This is a genomic window from Variovorax sp. JS1663 (genome assembly GCF_002157355.1).
Lineage (GTDB): Bacteria > Pseudomonadota > Gammaproteobacteria > Burkholderiales > Burkholderiaceae_C > Variovorax.
In genome coordinates this window covers 141,877-156,666 of sequence record NZ_LYMK01000003.1, presented here as the reverse complement: position 1 = coordinate 156,666, position 14,790 = coordinate 141,877, and the positions used below count along the sequence as shown (strand labels likewise).

Annotated in this window: 14 protein-coding genes and 1 pseudogene; 14 read left to right on the top strand and 1 reads right to left on the bottom strand. The window is 67.0% G+C overall.

Going from position 1 to position 14,790, the window contains the following annotated elements:
* Positions 1-106: 106 nt before the first annotated feature.
* From A8M77_RS04460 to A8M77_RS04445, 4 genes are all read left to right on the top strand, one after another.
* Entirely contained in the window at positions 107-1,078 is a 972-nt protein-coding gene (locus tag A8M77_RS04460) for a Bug family tripartite tricarboxylate transporter substrate binding protein (protein ID WP_443270256.1), read from the top strand.
* 96 nt (positions 1,079-1,174) lie between these two features.
* Positions 1,175-1,696 (top strand): tripartite tricarboxylate transporter TctB family protein, encoded by a 522-nt coding sequence (locus A8M77_RS04455; RefSeq protein WP_086920340.1) that lies wholly within the window; start codon positions 1,175-1,177, stop codon positions 1,694-1,696.
* A gap of 21 nt (positions 1,697-1,717) precedes the next feature.
* Positions 1,718-3,247: a tripartite tricarboxylate transporter permease gene (locus A8M77_RS04450; protein WP_086920339.1), complete on the top strand. Its 1,530-nt coding sequence runs from the start codon at positions 1,718-1,720 to the stop codon at positions 3,245-3,247.
* 14 nt (positions 3,248-3,261) lie between these two features.
* On the top strand, positions 3,262-4,098 hold the full coding sequence (locus A8M77_RS04445; RefSeq protein WP_086920338.1) for a cytidylate kinase family protein: 837 nt from the start codon (positions 3,262-3,264) through the stop codon (positions 4,096-4,098).
* 37 nt (positions 4,099-4,135) lie between these two features.
* Here the strand turns inward: A8M77_RS04445 and A8M77_RS04440 are convergent, their stop codons facing one another.
* The gene (locus A8M77_RS04440) at positions 4,136-4,744 is read right to left on the bottom strand and encodes a Crp/Fnr family transcriptional regulator (protein WP_086920337.1); all 609 of its coding nucleotides are present in this window, start codon (positions 4,742-4,744) and stop codon (positions 4,136-4,138) included.
* A 152-nt stretch (positions 4,745-4,896) separates the two neighbouring features.
* On the opposite strand from A8M77_RS04440, the gene oxc reads away from it, so the two are divergent.
* The 10 genes and pseudogenes from oxc (at position 4,897) to A8M77_RS04390 (ending at position 14,765) form a co-directional block, all read left to right on the top strand.
* The gene (oxc, locus tag A8M77_RS04435) at positions 4,897-6,690 is read left to right on the top strand and encodes an oxalyl-CoA decarboxylase (RefSeq protein WP_086920336.1); all 1,794 of its coding nucleotides are present in this window, start codon (positions 4,897-4,899) and stop codon (positions 6,688-6,690) included.
* Positions 6,691-6,717: 27 nt separating this feature from the next.
* Positions 6,718-7,992: a formyl-CoA transferase gene (frc, locus tag A8M77_RS04430; RefSeq protein WP_086920335.1), complete on the top strand. Its 1,275-nt coding sequence runs from the start codon at positions 6,718-6,720 to the stop codon at positions 7,990-7,992.
* Between the two features lie 18 nt (positions 7,993-8,010).
* Positions 8,011-8,451 (top strand): PAS domain-containing protein, encoded by a 441-nt coding sequence (locus A8M77_RS04425; protein WP_086920334.1) that lies wholly within the window; start codon positions 8,011-8,013, stop codon positions 8,449-8,451.
* Complete coding sequence (gene frc / locus A8M77_RS04420; protein WP_086920333.1) at positions 8,448-9,695, top strand: formyl-CoA transferase; 1,248 nt, start codon at positions 8,448-8,450, stop codon at positions 9,693-9,695. The genes A8M77_RS04425 and frc (A8M77_RS04420) overlap by 4 nt, the downstream gene beginning before the upstream one ends.
* 174 nt (positions 9,696-9,869) lie before the next feature.
* The gene (locus tag A8M77_RS04415) at positions 9,870-10,193 is read left to right on the top strand and encodes a hypothetical protein (RefSeq protein ID WP_086920332.1); all 324 of its coding nucleotides are present in this window, start codon (positions 9,870-9,872) and stop codon (positions 10,191-10,193) included.
* A gap of 25 nt (positions 10,194-10,218) precedes the next feature.
* The gene (sucD, locus tag A8M77_RS04410; RefSeq protein ID WP_086920331.1) at positions 10,219-11,091 is read left to right on the top strand and encodes a succinate--CoA ligase subunit alpha; all 873 of its coding nucleotides are present in this window, start codon (positions 10,219-10,221) and stop codon (positions 11,089-11,091) included.
* A 7-nt stretch (positions 11,092-11,098) separates the two neighbouring features.
* Positions 11,099-11,872: a fumarylacetoacetate hydrolase family protein gene (locus A8M77_RS04405; RefSeq protein ID WP_086920330.1), complete on the top strand. Its 774-nt coding sequence runs from the start codon at positions 11,099-11,101 to the stop codon at positions 11,870-11,872.
* A gap of 33 nt (positions 11,873-11,905) precedes the next feature.
* Complete coding sequence (locus A8M77_RS04400) at positions 11,906-12,916, top strand: 2-dehydropantoate 2-reductase (protein ID WP_086920329.1); 1,011 nt, start codon at positions 11,906-11,908, stop codon at positions 12,914-12,916.
* A 10-nt stretch (positions 12,917-12,926) separates the two neighbouring features.
* Positions 12,927-13,795: pseudogene (locus A8M77_RS04395) on the top strand (pyruvate kinase).
* A 40-nt stretch (positions 13,796-13,835) separates the two neighbouring features.
* Positions 13,836-14,765 (top strand): LysR family transcriptional regulator, encoded by a 930-nt coding sequence (locus A8M77_RS04390; protein WP_086920328.1) that lies wholly within the window; start codon positions 13,836-13,838, stop codon positions 14,763-14,765.
* Positions 14,766-14,790: the final 25 nt, after the last annotated feature.

Here is a 14,790-nt window from a genome sequence, read left to right as displayed (position 1 = left end):
CACTGCGAATCCAATCAAGAAGAGCGCAGCTTCAACAGGAGACAACATGATGGAAAGCATCGTTTCGCGTGCCCGGACCTATCGAGCCAAAGTGCTTGCCGCCGCCATGCTGGCGCTGGCCGGCACCTCGCCTGCCCTCGCCGCGTGGGAGCCCACCAAGCCGGTGGAATTCGTGATCCCCGCAGGCACCGGCGGCGGCGCGGACCAGATGGCGCGGCTCATCCAGGGCATCATCATCAAGCACAAGCTGATGAAGGAGCCGCTGATCGTCGTCAACAAGTCGGGCGGCGCCGGCGCCGAGGGCTTCCTCGCGGTGAAGGAGGCCAAGGGCGATCCGCACAAGATCGTGATCTCGCTGTCGAACCTGTTCACCACGCCCATGGCCACCGGCGTGCCCTTCAACTGGAAGGACATGACCCCGGTCGCGATGATGGCGCTCGACCAGTTCGTGCTGTGGACCAATGCCGAGCAGCCCTACAAGACGGCCGGCGAGTACGTCGCCGCGGTGAAGGCGGCGGGCCCGAACAAGTTCAAGATGGCCGGCACCGGCTCCAAGCAGGAAGACCAGATCATCACCGTGGCGCTGGAGAAGGCCACCGGCACCAAGTTCATCTACGTGCCCTTCAAGGGCGGCGGCGAGGTGGCGGTGCAACTGGTGGGCGGCCATGTGAACTCCACCGTCAACAACCCCATCGAGGCGGTGGCCCAGTGGCGCGCCGGCAAGCTGCGCGCGCTGTGCGTGTTCGACGACGAGCGCATGCCCTACAAGGAGAAGGTCACCGACACCCAGTCGTGGAACGACATCCCGACCTGCAAGGAAGCCGGCGTGCCGACCAAGTACACCATGCTGCGCGGCATCTTCATGCCCGCCGGCGTGAGCAAGGACCAGCTCGCCTTCTACGTCGATCTGCTGACCAAGGTGGCCGCGACGCCGGAGTGGAAGGAGTACATGGAGAAGGGCGCCTTCAACCAGACCTTCATGAGCGGCGATGCCTTCGCCAAGTGGCTGGCGACCGCGGAGGTCACGCACCGCACGCTGATGACCGAGGCCGGCTTCATCGCCGCCAACGCGAAGTAGCGCGGCGCCCGCCGTCCGCGGGGCGGCGCCGAGCACGGCCGGGGGCCGTGCCGCCCGCACCCGATTCTTGTTGTCGACTCACACGATGGGGGCTCCATGGAGCACGAAGAGAATCCCGAGGGCGCGGTGCGCGCCGGCGTACCCACCTACCTGGTCGAGGCAGCCGCCGCGGCCATCCTGCTGGTCATCGGCCTGGCCGTGGTCTTCGAGAGCCGCAAGCTCGGCGCGGGCTGGACCACCGACGGCCCCGGCGCCGGCTACTTTCCCTTCTACATCGGCGTGATCATCGTCGTCTCGGGCGCCGGCATCCTCTACCAGGCCCTGCTCGGCAAGAACCGCAAGACCGAGCCCTTCGTCGACCCGGTGCAGTTCCGGCGCGTGCTGTCGGTGCTGCTGCCGGCCACCGGCTACGTGCTGGCGATCACCTTCCTGGGCCTGTACGTCGCCTCGGCGATCTACATCGCGCTCTTCATGGTGGTGCTGGGCAAGTATTCCTGGGTGAAGAGCGTCCTGATCGGCTTTGCCGTCAATGCGCTCTTCTTCCTCATGTTCGAAGTCTGGTTCAAGGTGCCGCTCTTCAAGGGCTCGCTCGATCCGCTTCGCTTCCTCGGCTACTGAATCTCACGGAGCGAACCCGAAATGGATGAAATCAGCGCCCTGCTGCAGGGCTTCGCCGTGATCCTGACACCCATGAACATCGTCCTGATGTTCGTCGGGATCATTCTGGGTGTGCTGATCGGCGTGCTGCCCGGCCTGGGCGGCGCCAACGGCGTGGCGATCCTGCTGCCCCTGACCTTCACGATGTCGCCGACCTCGGCGATCATCATGCTGTCCTGCATCTACTGGGGGGCGCTGTTCGGCGGCGCCATCACCTCGGTGCTGTTCAACATCCCGGGCGAGCCCTGGTCGGTGGCCACCACCTTCGACGGCTACCCGATGGCGCAGCAGGGCAAGGCCGGCGCGGCGCTCACCACCGCCTTCACCTCCTCCTTCGTCGGTGCCTTCCTGGCGGTGGTGATGATCACCTTCCTGGCGCCGCTGGTGGCCAAGTTCGCGCTCAAGTTCGGTTCGCCCGAGTTCTTCGCGGTCTACCTGCTGACCTTCTGCAGCTTCGTCGGCATGGGCAAGGGTTCGCCCTTCAAGATCCTGGCCTCGATGGCCCTGGGCTTCGCGCTCGCCAGCGTCGGCATGGACACCGTGACCGGCCAGTTGCGCCTGACCTTCGGCCAGCCCGAGCTGATGCGCGGCTTCGACTTCCTGATCGCGGTGATCGGCCTGTTCGGCATCGGCGAGATCCTGCTGTCGATGGAGGAGGGCCTCAAGTTCTCCGGCAAGAGCGCCAAGATCGATCCCAAGGTGGTGCTGCAGACCTGGAAGCAGCTGCCGCAGTACTGGGTCACCTCGCTGCGCAGCTCCCTGATCGGCATCTGGATGGGCATCACCCCGGGCGGCGCCACGCCGGCCTCCTTCATGAGCTACGGCCTGGCCAAGAAGATGTCGAAGAAGGGCCCCAAGTTCGGCACCGGCGAGATGGAAGGCGTGGTCGCCCCCGAGACCGCGGCGCATGCCGCCGGCACCAGCGCGCTGCTGCCGATGCTGGCGCTGGGCATCCCGGGCTCGCCGACCGCGGCGGTGCTGCTGGGCGGCCTGCTGATCTGGGGCCTGCAGCCGGGGCCGCTGCTCTTCGTCGAGCAGAAGGACTTCGTCTGGGGCCTGATCGCCAGCATGTACCTGGGCAACGTGGTCGGCCTGATCGTGGTGCTCAGCACCGTGCCGCTGTTCGCCTCGATCCTGCGCATTCCCTTCTCCATCATCGCGCCGGTGATCATCGTGATCTGCGCGATCGGCGCCTACACCGTGCACAACGCGATGCTCGACATCTGGTTCATGCTCGGCTTCGGCGTGGTGGGATACGTGTTCAAGAAACTGGACTTCCCGCTGGCGCCGCTGGTGCTGGCCCTGGTGCTCGGCGACAAGGCCGAGGACTCGTTCCGCCAGGCCATGCTGGTGTCGCAGGGCGACGTCGGGATCATGTGGTCGAACCCGCTGGTGGGCAGCATCACCACGTTGGCGCTGACCATGCTGTTCTGGCCGCTGATCTCGAAGGTGCTGGCGATGATCAAGCCAAAAAAAGTTGACGAGTTCGCCGCCGAGCGGCCGGTGGATTGACTGAAGGAGGCCGCATGCCCGTCATTGCCATGACCCAGGAGATGGGTTCCCTCTCCAAGGATGTGTCGCTGCAGCTCGCCGACGCGCTCGGCCTGGCCGTGATGCGCCATGAGGCCATCGAGCGCGTGGCCGATCGCGCCCAGGTGTCGAGCAGCCTGATCGGGCGGCTGCGCGACGGCAAGGCCGGCCTGGTGGAGCGCCTGACCACGGACAAGCGCAGCGTCGCGCTCTATACCGCGGAAGAGGTGTTCTCGCTGGCCGATGCCGGCAACGTGGTGCTGCGCGGCTGGGGCGCCACCTGCCTGCTGCGCCCGGTGCCGCACGTGGTGTGCGTGCGCATCACGCGCTCGCTGAAGAAGCGCGTCGAGTGGCTGATGGGCCACCTGGGCACTGACGACGCCGAGTTCGCGGAGGCCGAGATCCGCCGCAGCGACCACGCGCATGCCTCGCGCATGCACGAGCAGTTCGGCGTCACCTGGGGCGACCCGGTGCTCTACGACATCGTGCTCAATACCGACCGCGTGTCGGTCGACAGCTGCGTCGAGCAGATCCGGCGCATGGTGAACTGCCCGGAGTTCGCCGAGACGCCCGCCTCGCGTGCGCTGCTGGCCGACATGGCGCTGGAGGCGCGCGTGCGCGCGGCGCTCAAGGAGCATCCGGAGACGCGGGACACCAGCATCACCGTGCAGGCCAGACAGGCCGAGGTGCGGCTGCGCGGGATCGTGCTCGATGCTGAGGAGCGTGAACAGGCTGAGAGCGTGGCGGCTGCGGTGCCCGGTGTGCGGGGGATGGCGAACGAGCTGCGGCTGATGACCAGTTCGCGGCGCTTTGCTTCGGCCAAGCAGACTTGAGGAATTGCTCCCTCTCCCGCTGGGGGAGGGAGCAAAGTCAGATCTTCCCGCGCTTCTTCAACCGACTCAGTGTTTCCGCCGAAAGATTGAGATAAGAAGCCAGCTCCTTGCTCGGAATCCGATCCACCAGCTCCGGATGCTTGCGCATGAACCGATGCACCCGCCCCGGCGCATCCAGCAGATGCAGCGTGATCGTGTGCGCCATGATCTCGCTCATCCCCCGCATCACGCAGAACTCGAACAGTTCCTTCGCGACCGGCCGCCGGTTCAGGAAGGCGATCCAGTCCTTCAGCGGCAGGCTGGCCACCCGCGCCCTGGTCACGCACACGATGCCGTAGGGCGTCGGCGTGCCCAGCCGCAGGGCGGCGTAGCTGGTCTCCATGTCGAACTCGTCGGCGAAGCGCAGGATCATCTCCTTGCCTTCCGGGTTGCTCACCACCCGCTTGAGGATGCCGTCGAGGATGAAGTACTGCTCCATCTCGCGCACGCCCTGGTGCAGCAGGAAATCGCCCTTGTTGCCGTCCACGATGGCCAGGTGCGCCTCCAGCTCGGCGCGGTCGGCCTCGCCGAGGTCCTTGAGCAGCACGTTCTGCCGGAGCTGCGCGCGAATGATGTTCTTCTCCGGGTGGTTTTCCAACGTGGTCATGGGTTCGCGTTTGCTCTGTTTCGCAACGACACAGGGTCTTCGCGGGGGGTCCTTTTCCGAAAAGTTGACCCAGGTCAACGGCCGACAGCCGGGCTCCAAATCATAGTCCGGGCACGGCCTCCAGCCATTCCACACGAAGCAAAAGGAGAGACATGTCCTCAGTCATCACCGCCAGGCAGGCAGACGCAGCGGCCGTCGACACGCCCGCACGCGCCCTCCACAGCGTCCCGCTCGACGATGCGGCCGAACAGCCCCGCCTCACCGACGGCTTCCACCTGGTGCTCGATGCGCTGAAGCTGAACGACATCGACACCATCTTCGCGCTGCCGGGCATCCCGATCACCGACCTCACGCGCATGGCGCAGGCCGAGGGCCTGCGCGTGATCTCCTTCCGCCACGAGCAGCATGCCGGCAACGCCGCAGCCGCGGCCGGCTTCCTGACGCAGAAGCCCGGCATCTGCCTGACGGTGTCGGCCCCTGGCTTCCTCAACGGCCTGACGGCGCTGGCCAACGCGACCACCAACTGCTTCCCGATGATCCTGATCAGCGGCTCCAGCGAGCGCGAGATCGTCGACCTGCAGCAGGGCGACTACGAAGAGATGGACCAGCTCGCGATCGCCAAGCCGCTGTGCAAGGCGGCCTTCCGCGTGCTGCATGCGCAGGACATCGGCGTGGGCATTGCGCGGGCGATCCGCTCGGCCCTGTCCGGCCGCCCCGGTGGCGTGTACCTGGACCTGCCGGCCAAGCTGTTCGCGCAGACCATGGATGCCGTGGCCGGCCAGCAGTCGCTGATCAAGGTGGTCGACCCGGCGCCGCGCCAGATCCCCGCGCCCGACGCGGTGCAGCGCGCGCTGGACCTGCTCAAGGGCGCGAAGAAGCCGCTGATCCTGCTGGGCAAGGGCGCCGCCTATGCCCAGGCCGACGCCGACATCCGCGCGCTGGTCGAGAAGACCGGCATCCCCTACCTGCCGATGTCGATGGCCAAGGGCCTCCTGCCCGACACCCATGCGCAGTCGGCCTCGGCCGCGCGCTCCTTCGTGCTGCAGGAGGCCGACGTCGTGATGCTGGTCGGCGCGCGCCTCAACTGGCTGCTGTCGCACGGCAAGGGCAAGACCTGGGCCCAGGACAAGGGGCCGAAGCAGTTCATCCAGATCGACATCGCGCCGACCGAGATCGACAGCAACGTGGCGATTGCCGCGCCGGTCATCGGCGACATCGGCTCCTGCGTGGCGGCGCTGCTCGCCGGCATCGACGCGAAGTGGCCCCAGCCGCCGGCCGAGTGGACCGGCGCCATTGCCGAGCGCAAGGACAAGAACCTGTCGAAGATGGCCGCGACGCTGGCCGCCCGGCCCTCGCCGATGAGCTTCCAGAGCGCGCTGAGCGTGATCCGCGACCAGGTCAAGGCGCGGCCCGATGCGATCGTGGTCAACGAGGGCGCCAACACGCTGGACTTCGCGCGAAGCATCGTCGACATGTACGAGCCGCGCAAGCGCCTCGACGTGGGCACCTGGGGGATCATGGGCATCGGCATGGGCTTCTCCGTCGCCGCCGCCGTGGTCACCGGCAAGCCGGTGATCGCCATCGAGGGCGACAGCGCCTTCGGCTTCAGCGGCATGGAGGTCGAGACCATCTGCCGCTACAACCTGCCGATCTGCGTGGTGGTCTTCAACAACAACGGCGTCTACCGCGGCACCGATGTGAACGCAAGCGGCGGCGCCGACGTGGCGCCCACGGTGTTCGTCAAGAACGCGCGCTACGACAAGCTGATGGAAGCCTTCGGCGGCGTCGGCGTGCATGCCACCACCGCCGACGAACTGGAGAAAGGCCTGGCCGAGGCCATCGCCTCCGGCCGCCCGACGCTGATCAACGCCGTGATCGACGAGACCGCCGGCACGGAAAGCGGCCGCATCACCAGCCTCAATCCGAGCACCGCGAAGAAGAAGTAATCCCTGGCAACATTTAGGAGCTATCACATGAGCAGCAACAAGCCCCTCGACGGCATCAAGATCATCGACTTCACCCACGTCCAGGCCGGTCCCGCCTGCACGCAGCTGCTGGCCTGGTTCGGCGCCGACGTGATCAAGGTCGAACGCCCCGGAGCGGGCGACGTCACCCGCAGCCAGCTGCGCGACATCCCGAACGTGGACGCGCTCTACTTCACCATGCTCAACAGCAACAAGCGCTCGATCACGCTGGACACCAAGAAGCCGGAAGGCAAGGCGGTGCTCGAACAGCTGGTGCGCGAATCCGACGTGCTGGTCGAGAACTTCGGCCCCGGCGCGCTCGACCGCATGGGCTTCACCTGGGAACGGATCCAGGAACTCAACCCCAAGCTGATCCACGCGTCGGTCAAGGGCTTCAGCGAAGGCCACCACTACGAGGACCTGAAGGTCTACGAGAACGTGGCGCAGTGCGCCGGCGGCGCCGCCTCGACCACCGGCTGGTGGAAGGGCGAGAACTCGCAGCCCACCATCTCGGCGGCCGCGCTCGGCGACTCCAACACCGGCATGCACCTGGCCATCGGCATCCTGACGGCCATCATCGGCCGCGAGAAGACGGGCAAGGGCCAGAAGGTGGCCTGCTCGATGCAGGACGCCGTGCTCAACCTGTGCCGCGTGAAGATGCGCGACCAGCAGCGCCTGGAAAGCGTGGGCTACCTGGAGGAGTACCCCCAGTACCCGCACGAGATGGAGGCGTTCAAGGACAAGGTGACGCCGCGCGGCGGCAATGCCGGCGGCGGCGGCCAGCCGGGCTGGATTCTCAAGTGCAAGGGCTGGCAGACGGACCCCAACGCCTACATCTACTTCACGGTGCAGGGCCACGCCTGGGAGCCGATCTGCGAAGCGCTGGGCAAGCCCGAGTGGAAGACCGACCCCGACTACATGACCGCCAAGGCCCGCCAGCCGCACATCGAGCAGATCTTCGCGACCATCGAGGACTTCATCAAGGACAAGACCAAGTTCGAGGCGGTCGACATCTTCCGCAAGTTCGACATCCCCTGCGCGCCCGTGCTGTCGATGAAGGAACTGCTGCGCGACGAGTCGCTGCGCAAGAGCGGCTCCATCGTCGAAGTGCCGCACAAGGAGCGCGGCTCCTACTGGACCATCGGCAGCCCGATCAAGTTCTCGGACCTCAAGCCCGAGGTGACGGCCTCGCCGCTGCTGGGCGAGCACACCGAGGAGGTGCTGGAAGAGCTGGGCTACACCAGGGAGCAGATCATCAACCTGCGCGAGGCGAAAGTCGTCTGACGCCGCAAGGGAGGCGCCGTGCCATCGAACGTCGATTTCCAGCAACTCGTCGAGGGCGCAGGCGACGCCATCATGGTCTGCGACGCCGAGGGCGCGATCGTGCTCTGGAACCGTGCTGCCGAGCGCATCTTCGGCTTCACCGAGGCCGAGGCGCTGGGCCGCTCGCTGGACCTGATCATCCCCGAGCGCCAGCGCGGCCGGCACTGGGACGGCTACCGCACCACCATGGCCACCGGCATCACGAAGTACGGCGCCGACCTGCTGCGCGTGCCGGCCCTGCACAAGGACGGGCACACGCTGTCGATCGCCTTCACGGTGTCGATGCTGTTCTCCGAGGATCGCAAGGTGACGGGCATTGTCGCCATCGTGCGCGACGAGACGGCCCGCTTCGCCGAAGATCGCAAGCTGCGCGCCCGGCTCACGGAAGCCGAGGCCCGGATCCAAGGAGACACACGATGAGCAAGGCCCTCGAAGGCGTCCGCGTCCTGGACTTCACCCATGTGCAGTCCGGCCCCACCTGCACCCAGCTGCTGGCCTGGTTCGGCGCCGACGTGATCAAGGTCGAGCGTGCCGGCGAGGGCGATGCCACCCGCGGCCAGCTGCGCGACATCCCCGGCGTGGACAGCCTCTACTTCACGATGCTGAACCACAACAAGCGCTCCATCACGCTGGACACCAAGAAGCCCAAGGGCAAGCAGGTACTGGACACGCTGATCAAGACCTGCGACGTGCTGGTCGAGAACTTCGCGCCCGGCGCCATGGAGCGCATGGGCATCACCTGGAGCCACATCCAGGACCTGAACCCGCGCATGATCGTCGCCTCGGTCAAGGGCTTCGGCCCGGGCAAGTACGCCGACTGCAAGGTCTACGAGAACGTCGCGCAGTGCGCCGGCGGCGCGGCCTCGACCACCGGCTTCGAGGACGGCCCGCCGGTGGTGACCGGCGCGCAGATCGGCGACAGCGGCACCGGGCTGCACCTGGCGCTGGGCATCGTGGCCGCCCTCTACCAGCGCACGCACAGCGGCCGCGGCCAGCAGGTGCTGGCACCGATGCAGGACGCGGTGCTCAACCTCTGCCGCGTGAAGATGCGCGACCAGCAGCGGCTGGAGCGCACCGGCACCCTGCACGAATACCCGCAGTACCCCGACGGCAAGTTCGGCGATGCCGTGCCGCGTGCCGGCAATGCCTCCGGCGGCGGGCAGCCGGGCTCGATCCTGCGCTGCAAGGGCTGGGAGACGGACCCCAATGCCTACATCTACTTCATCACCCAGGCGGCGGTGTGGCCGGCGGTGTGCAAGGTGATCGGCGAGGAGGGCTGGATCGACGACGAGGCCTACGCCACGCCGGCTGCGCGCCTGCTGCACCTGAAGCCCATCTTCGCGCGCATCGAGCAATGGACCATGACCAAGGACAAGTTCGAGGCCATGGAGATCCTCAACCAGTACGACATCCCCTGCGGGCCGATCCTCTCGATGAAGGAGATCGCCCAGGACGAGTCGCTGCGCGAGAGCGGCACCATCGTCGAGGTGGACCACCCGACGCGGGGCAGGTACCTCACCGTGGGCAACCCCATCAAGATGTCCGACAGCCCGACCGAGGTGACCCGCGCGCCGCTCTTGGGCGAGCACACCGACGAAGTGCTGCGCGAACTGGGCTTCGGTACGGACGACCTCGCGATGCTGCGTCAGGAAAAGGTGATCTGAACTTGCCATGCCCGGGTGGCACGAGGGGGGTCCACGCGCCTCATCCATAACCCATGGCGAATGCATTCAATAAGATAGTTTCATTGTTATTTATTGATCAGCTCCTTTAAATTTTGATCATGCCGGGCACATTCAATTCGTTGTCGACGGCATCTCAATTTGAAGGAGAAAAGCATGATCAATGATTTGCCGATTCAATATCGCAACGATGAAGTCGAGCGCAATGCGTACAACGCCGCATTCTACGAATTGGGCCTGCGGTGGCACTGGGACCGCGTCCTCTACGACGAATTGCTGGGCCTGAGCCAGGATGCCGCGGAGCGGACCTGCCATTACTTGCGCACCTGGCAGTCGCATTTGCTGGCGGCCTACGACGTGTCATTTCTCGCCGGCTTGATCGAAGAGAGAAAAGCCCAGCACATTCAACGTTCCGCCGCCTGCGCCAATTCGAGCTATTTCGACTGGGCCCAGGCACGCGGCGCCGAACTCGGCGCCTGAGGAATTCCGGCTCGGACCATTTGCCATGTCCATTCTGATCGACAAGCACTCGCGCGTGATCACACAGGGAATGACCGGGAAGATGGGGCGCTTTCATACCGCGCTGTGCCGCGACTACGGCAGCGGCAGCAAGTGCTTCGTCGGTGGCGTCAACCCGAGGAAAGGCGGCACCCAGTGCGACGGCCTTCCGGTCTTCGGCAGCGTGAAGGAGGCCAAGGCGAAGACCGGTGCGACCGTGTCCGTGGTCTACGTGCCTGCGGCCAGCGCAGCCGATGCGATCGATGAGGCGGTGGGGGCCGGCATCGAACTGATCGTCTGCATCACGGCCGGCATTTCCGCGGCCGACATGGACCGCATTCGCCGGCGCGTCGAGAGCGGCCGGACACTGCTGGTCGGCCCGAACTGCCCCGGCCTGATCACGCCGGAGGAAATCAAGATAGGCATCCTCCCCGGCCACCTGCACCAGCGCGGCCGCATCGGCGTGGTGTCGCGCTCCCCGGCGCTGGCCAGTGAGACGGCGCGCCAGCTCGGGAGCTTCGGCATCGGGCAATCGACCGTCGTCGGCGTCGGCAGCGATCCGGCCGGCGGGCTCACGCACGTCGACGTGCTGAAGCTCTTCAACGAAGACGCGCACACCGATGCCGTGATCATGGTGGGCGAAGTCACCGGCGACGCGGAAGAACGCGCCGCCAGCTGGATACGCGACCACATGCGCAAGCCGGTGGTCGGCTTCATTGCGCAGGGCACGGCGAACGTCGCGGATGCCGCCGCCCTTGCAGGGGCAGAGCACAAGCTGGCCGCGATGGAGGCCTGCGGCATCCACGTCACGCGCAATCCGGCGGACATCGGAACGTTGCTCGCTTCGCTCGTCATTCCCGACTACCTCCCTTTCGATTGAGACAGACATGCAGCCAGCACAACGATGGATCCGCTTCGAGCGCGCCGGCAAGACCGGCTTCGGCACGTTCGATGGCAAGCGCGTGCGCGAGCACCGCGGCGACATGTTCGCCCACCCCGAGCCGACCGGCCACGTGTTCGCGCTGGAGGAACTGCGCCTTCTCACGCCCACCCAGCCGACCAAGGTCATCGCGCTGTGGAACAACTTCCATGCGCTGGGCGAGAAGCTGAAGCTGCCGGTGCCGGCGGAGCCGCTCTACCTGCTGAAGGCACCCAACTCCTTTCTCGCGCCCGGTGAGCCCATCCGCAAGCCGCTGTGCGAGGGCAAGGTGGTGTTCGAGGGCGAGCTCGGCATCGTCATCGGCAAGACCTGCACCGCGGTCGCCGAAGCGCAGGCGCTCGATCACGTGTTCGGCTACACCTGCGCCAACGACGTCACGGTGGCCGACATCCTCAACCGCGACGCCTCCTTCGCCCAGTGGGCGCGCGCGAAGGGCTTCGACACCTTCTGCCCGATGGGCCCGGTGGTGGCCACCGGCCTCGACCCGGCGGCGCTCACCGTCACCACGCTGCTCGACGGCGCGGCGCGCCAGCACTACCCCATCAGCGACATGCGCTTCCCGGTGCAGCAGCTGGTCAGCCTGATCTCCGCCGACATGACGCTGCATCCCGGCGACGTGATCCTGTGCGGCACCTCGGTCGGCGTCGGCTCGATGAAGCCGGGCAGCCTGGTCGAGGTCGAGATCAACGGCATCGGCCGGCTGAGCAACCGCTTCGGCTGACGGCCAACGAGATTCAACACTTCAAGGATCGACATGAAGATAGCAGTGATAGGCGCCGGCGCGATCGGTGGCCTGGTGGGAGCGAAGCTCGCACTGGCCGGCGAGGACGTCACCTTCATCGTGCGGGGAGCGAACCTCGATGCCATCGCGACGAACGGCATCCGGCTCATCTCGGCCGAAGGCGGGGAACAGGTCGCGCGCAACGTGAAGGCCACCGACCGCTACGACCAGGCGGGCCCGCAGGACATGGTCATCCTCGCCATGAAGGCGCACCAGGTCGAAGCGGTGGCGGGCGAGGTGCCGAAGCTCTTCGGCCCGAAGACCGTGGTGGTCACCATGCAGAACGGCATTCCCTACTGGTACTTCCACCAGCACGGCGGGCCGCTCGAAGGCACGACCGTCAGGAGCGTCGACCCGCAGGGCATCGTGGCGGCCCGCATTCCGGCGGACCGCGTCATCGGCTGCGTGGTGTATCCGGCCTCCGAGCTGGTCGCGCCGGGCGTGGTCAAGCACATCGAGGGCGACCGCTTCCCGGTCGGCGAGCTGGACGGCTCGTCGAGCGAGCGCGTGAACCGGGTGGCGGGCTGCTTCGTCAACGCGGGCTTCAAGGCGCCGGTGCTCGACAACATCCGCGCCGAGATCTGGCTCAAGCTGTGGGGCAACCTGACCTTCAATCCCATCAGCAGCTTGTCGCATTCCACCCTGGTCGACATCTGCCAGTACCCGCCCTCGCGCGAGCTCGCCGCCGCGATGATGCGCGAGGCCCAGGCGGTCGCGCACAAGCTGGGCATCGAGTTCCGCGTGTCGCTGGACAAGCGCATCGCCGGTGCCGAGAAGGTGGGCAAGCACAAGACCTCGATGCTGCAGGACGTGGAGGCCGGGCGCGCCCCGGAGATCGATGCGCTGGTGGGCGCGGTGGTCGAGCTGGCGCGGCTCACCGAGACACCGACGCCGCACATCGACACGGTCTATTCGCTGGTCAAGCTGCTGGCGCGAACCATGGAAGACCAGCGCGGCAGGGTTCGCCTCCACGAGATGGCCTGAAAGACTTGCCATGAGACGCACCCGCCGCGCCCGGATCATCGCGACGCTGGGCCCGGCCAGTGCCGACGAGGCCGCCATCCGCGCCCTGTTCGAGCGCGGCGTGGACGTGTTCCGCCTCAACTTCAGCCACGGCACGCAGTCCGACCATGCGCGGCGGCTGGAAACCATCCGTGCGCTGGAGTCGGAGTTCGATCGCCCGATCGGCGTGCTGCTCGATCTGCAGGGCCCGAAGCTGCGCCTCGGCACCTTCGAAGGCGGCCGTGCGCAGCTCGAGGCCGGCGCGCGCTTTCGCCTCGACATGGACCGCACGCCGGGCGGTGCACGCCGCGCGCCGCTGCCGCACCCGGAGATCTTCGCCGCGCTGCAGGACGGCACCGAGCTGCTGCTCGACGACGGCAAGCTGCGCTTGCGCGTGGAGCGGCATGGCGACGACTTCGCCGAGACCACCGTGCTCGTCGGCGGGCCGATCTCCTACCGCAGCGGCATCGATGCGACCCACGCCGCAGCGCGGGCGACCACCGCCGACGCGGTCTGCGCCTCGCTGCGCGACGTGGCCGCGCTGCTCTCGCCGGCCGCCACCGTGACCTACACCTCCTCGGTTTCACCAGCCTGCGCGCTGCGCGCGAACGGCCGGCGGTGCCGATCCTCAGCCTTACGCCCGACATCGTCAGCGCGCGCCGCATGGCCATGGTCTGGGGCGTGCATGCGGTGCTGGTGGACGACGTCCACGATGTGGGCGAGATGATCGAGTGTGCGTGCCGCACGGCGCGCGAGGAGGGCTTCGCGAGTCCGGGCGATCACGTGGTGGTCGTCGCGGGCCTGCCCTTCGGACAATCCGGAACCACCAACCTGCTGCACGTCGCGCGCATCCCGCCTTGAGGCGAACGCGTCCTCGTCCCGGCGCGCTTACATTTCCCGGATGAAGAACGCGACCCTGCGCCAGCTGAAGGTCTTCGAGGCGGTCGCCCGGCTGCTGAGCTTCTCGCGCGCGGCAGAAGAGCTTCACCTGACGCAGCCCGCCGTCTCGACGCAGATCCGCAAGCTCGAGGAGCATGCCGGCAACGTGCTCTTCGAGCAGTTCGGCAAGAAGATCTACCTGACGCCGGCCGGCACCGAGCTGCTGGCGATCGGGCGCACCATCATCCAGCAGTTCGAGGCGGCCGAGAGCGCGATGACGCAGTTCCGCGGCGTCGCGGGCGGCCGGCTCAACGTGGGCGTGATCAGCGCGGGCGACTACTTCTTCCCGCGCCTGCTGGTGGAGTTCGCCGGGCGCCATCCAGGCGTGACGCTCAACTTCACCGTGCACAACCGCGAGGGCCTGCTGACCCACATCGCCGAGAACCTCACCGACCTCGCGATCATGGTGCGTCCGCCGGTGGGCATGGACACCGTCCACCAGCCCTTCGCGCCGCATCCCTACGTGATCGTCGCGGCGCCGGGCCATCCGCTGGCCGGTGCGAGGAAGATCCCATTGGCTCGCCTGATGCGCGAGCCCATCGTCGTGCGCGAGAAGGGCTCCGACACCTGGCACTCGATGGAGGAAGGCCTGGGCGGCGACCTGCGTGGCCTGCGCATCGCGATGGAGATCCGCAGCACCGAGACCATCAAGCAGGCGGTGATCGCGGGCATGGGCGTGAGCTTCCTGTCGGCCTACACGATCCGCCAGGAACTCAACGCCGGCAGCCTGTGCGCGCTCGATGTCGAGGGCTTTCCGTTGATGTTGAACTGGTACGTGGTGCACCTGCGCACCAAGCGCCTGCCGCCGGTGGCGCAGGCCTTCAAGGACTTCCTGCAGAGCGAGGGCGCGGCGTTGATCGCGCAGATCGCGCCGGTCGACGCCGCGGCTTAGCGCGCGCGGCACAGGGATTACCACG

Bases quoted from the DNA above. Each gene is read 5' to 3' on its own strand.
- A8M77_RS04460 (WP_443270256.1), top strand. From the start codon at position 107: ATGCTGGCGCTGGCCGGCACCTCGCCTGCCCTCGCCGCGTGGGAGCCC.
- A8M77_RS04455 (WP_086920340.1), top strand. From the start codon at position 1,175: ATGGAGCACGAAGAGAATCCCGAGGGCGCGGTGCGCGCCGGCGTACCC.
- A8M77_RS04450 (WP_086920339.1), top strand. From the start codon at position 1,718: ATGGATGAAATCAGCGCCCTGCTGCAGGGCTTCGCCGTGATCCTGACA.
- A8M77_RS04445 (WP_086920338.1), top strand. From the start codon at position 3,262: ATGCCCGTCATTGCCATGACCCAGGAGATGGGTTCCCTCTCCAAGGAT.
- A8M77_RS04440 (WP_086920337.1), bottom strand. From the start codon at position 4,744: ATGACCACGTTGGAAAACCACCCGGAGAAGAACATCATTCGCGCGCAG.
- oxc (WP_086920336.1), top strand. From the start codon at position 4,897: ATGTCCTCAGTCATCACCGCCAGGCAGGCAGACGCAGCGGCCGTCGAC.
- frc (WP_086920335.1), top strand. From the start codon at position 6,718: ATGAGCAGCAACAAGCCCCTCGACGGCATCAAGATCATCGACTTCACC.
- frc (WP_086920333.1), top strand. From the start codon at position 8,448: ATGAGCAAGGCCCTCGAAGGCGTCCGCGTCCTGGACTTCACCCATGTG.
- A8M77_RS04415 (WP_086920332.1), top strand. From the start codon at position 9,870: ATGATCAATGATTTGCCGATTCAATATCGCAACGATGAAGTCGAGCGC.
- sucD (WP_086920331.1), top strand. From the start codon at position 10,219: ATGTCCATTCTGATCGACAAGCACTCGCGCGTGATCACACAGGGAATG.
- A8M77_RS04405 (WP_086920330.1), top strand. From the start codon at position 11,099: ATGCAGCCAGCACAACGATGGATCCGCTTCGAGCGCGCCGGCAAGACC.
- A8M77_RS04400 (WP_086920329.1), top strand. From the start codon at position 11,906: ATGAAGATAGCAGTGATAGGCGCCGGCGCGATCGGTGGCCTGGTGGGA.
- A8M77_RS04390 (WP_086920328.1), top strand. From the start codon at position 13,836: ATGAAGAACGCGACCCTGCGCCAGCTGAAGGTCTTCGAGGCGGTCGCC.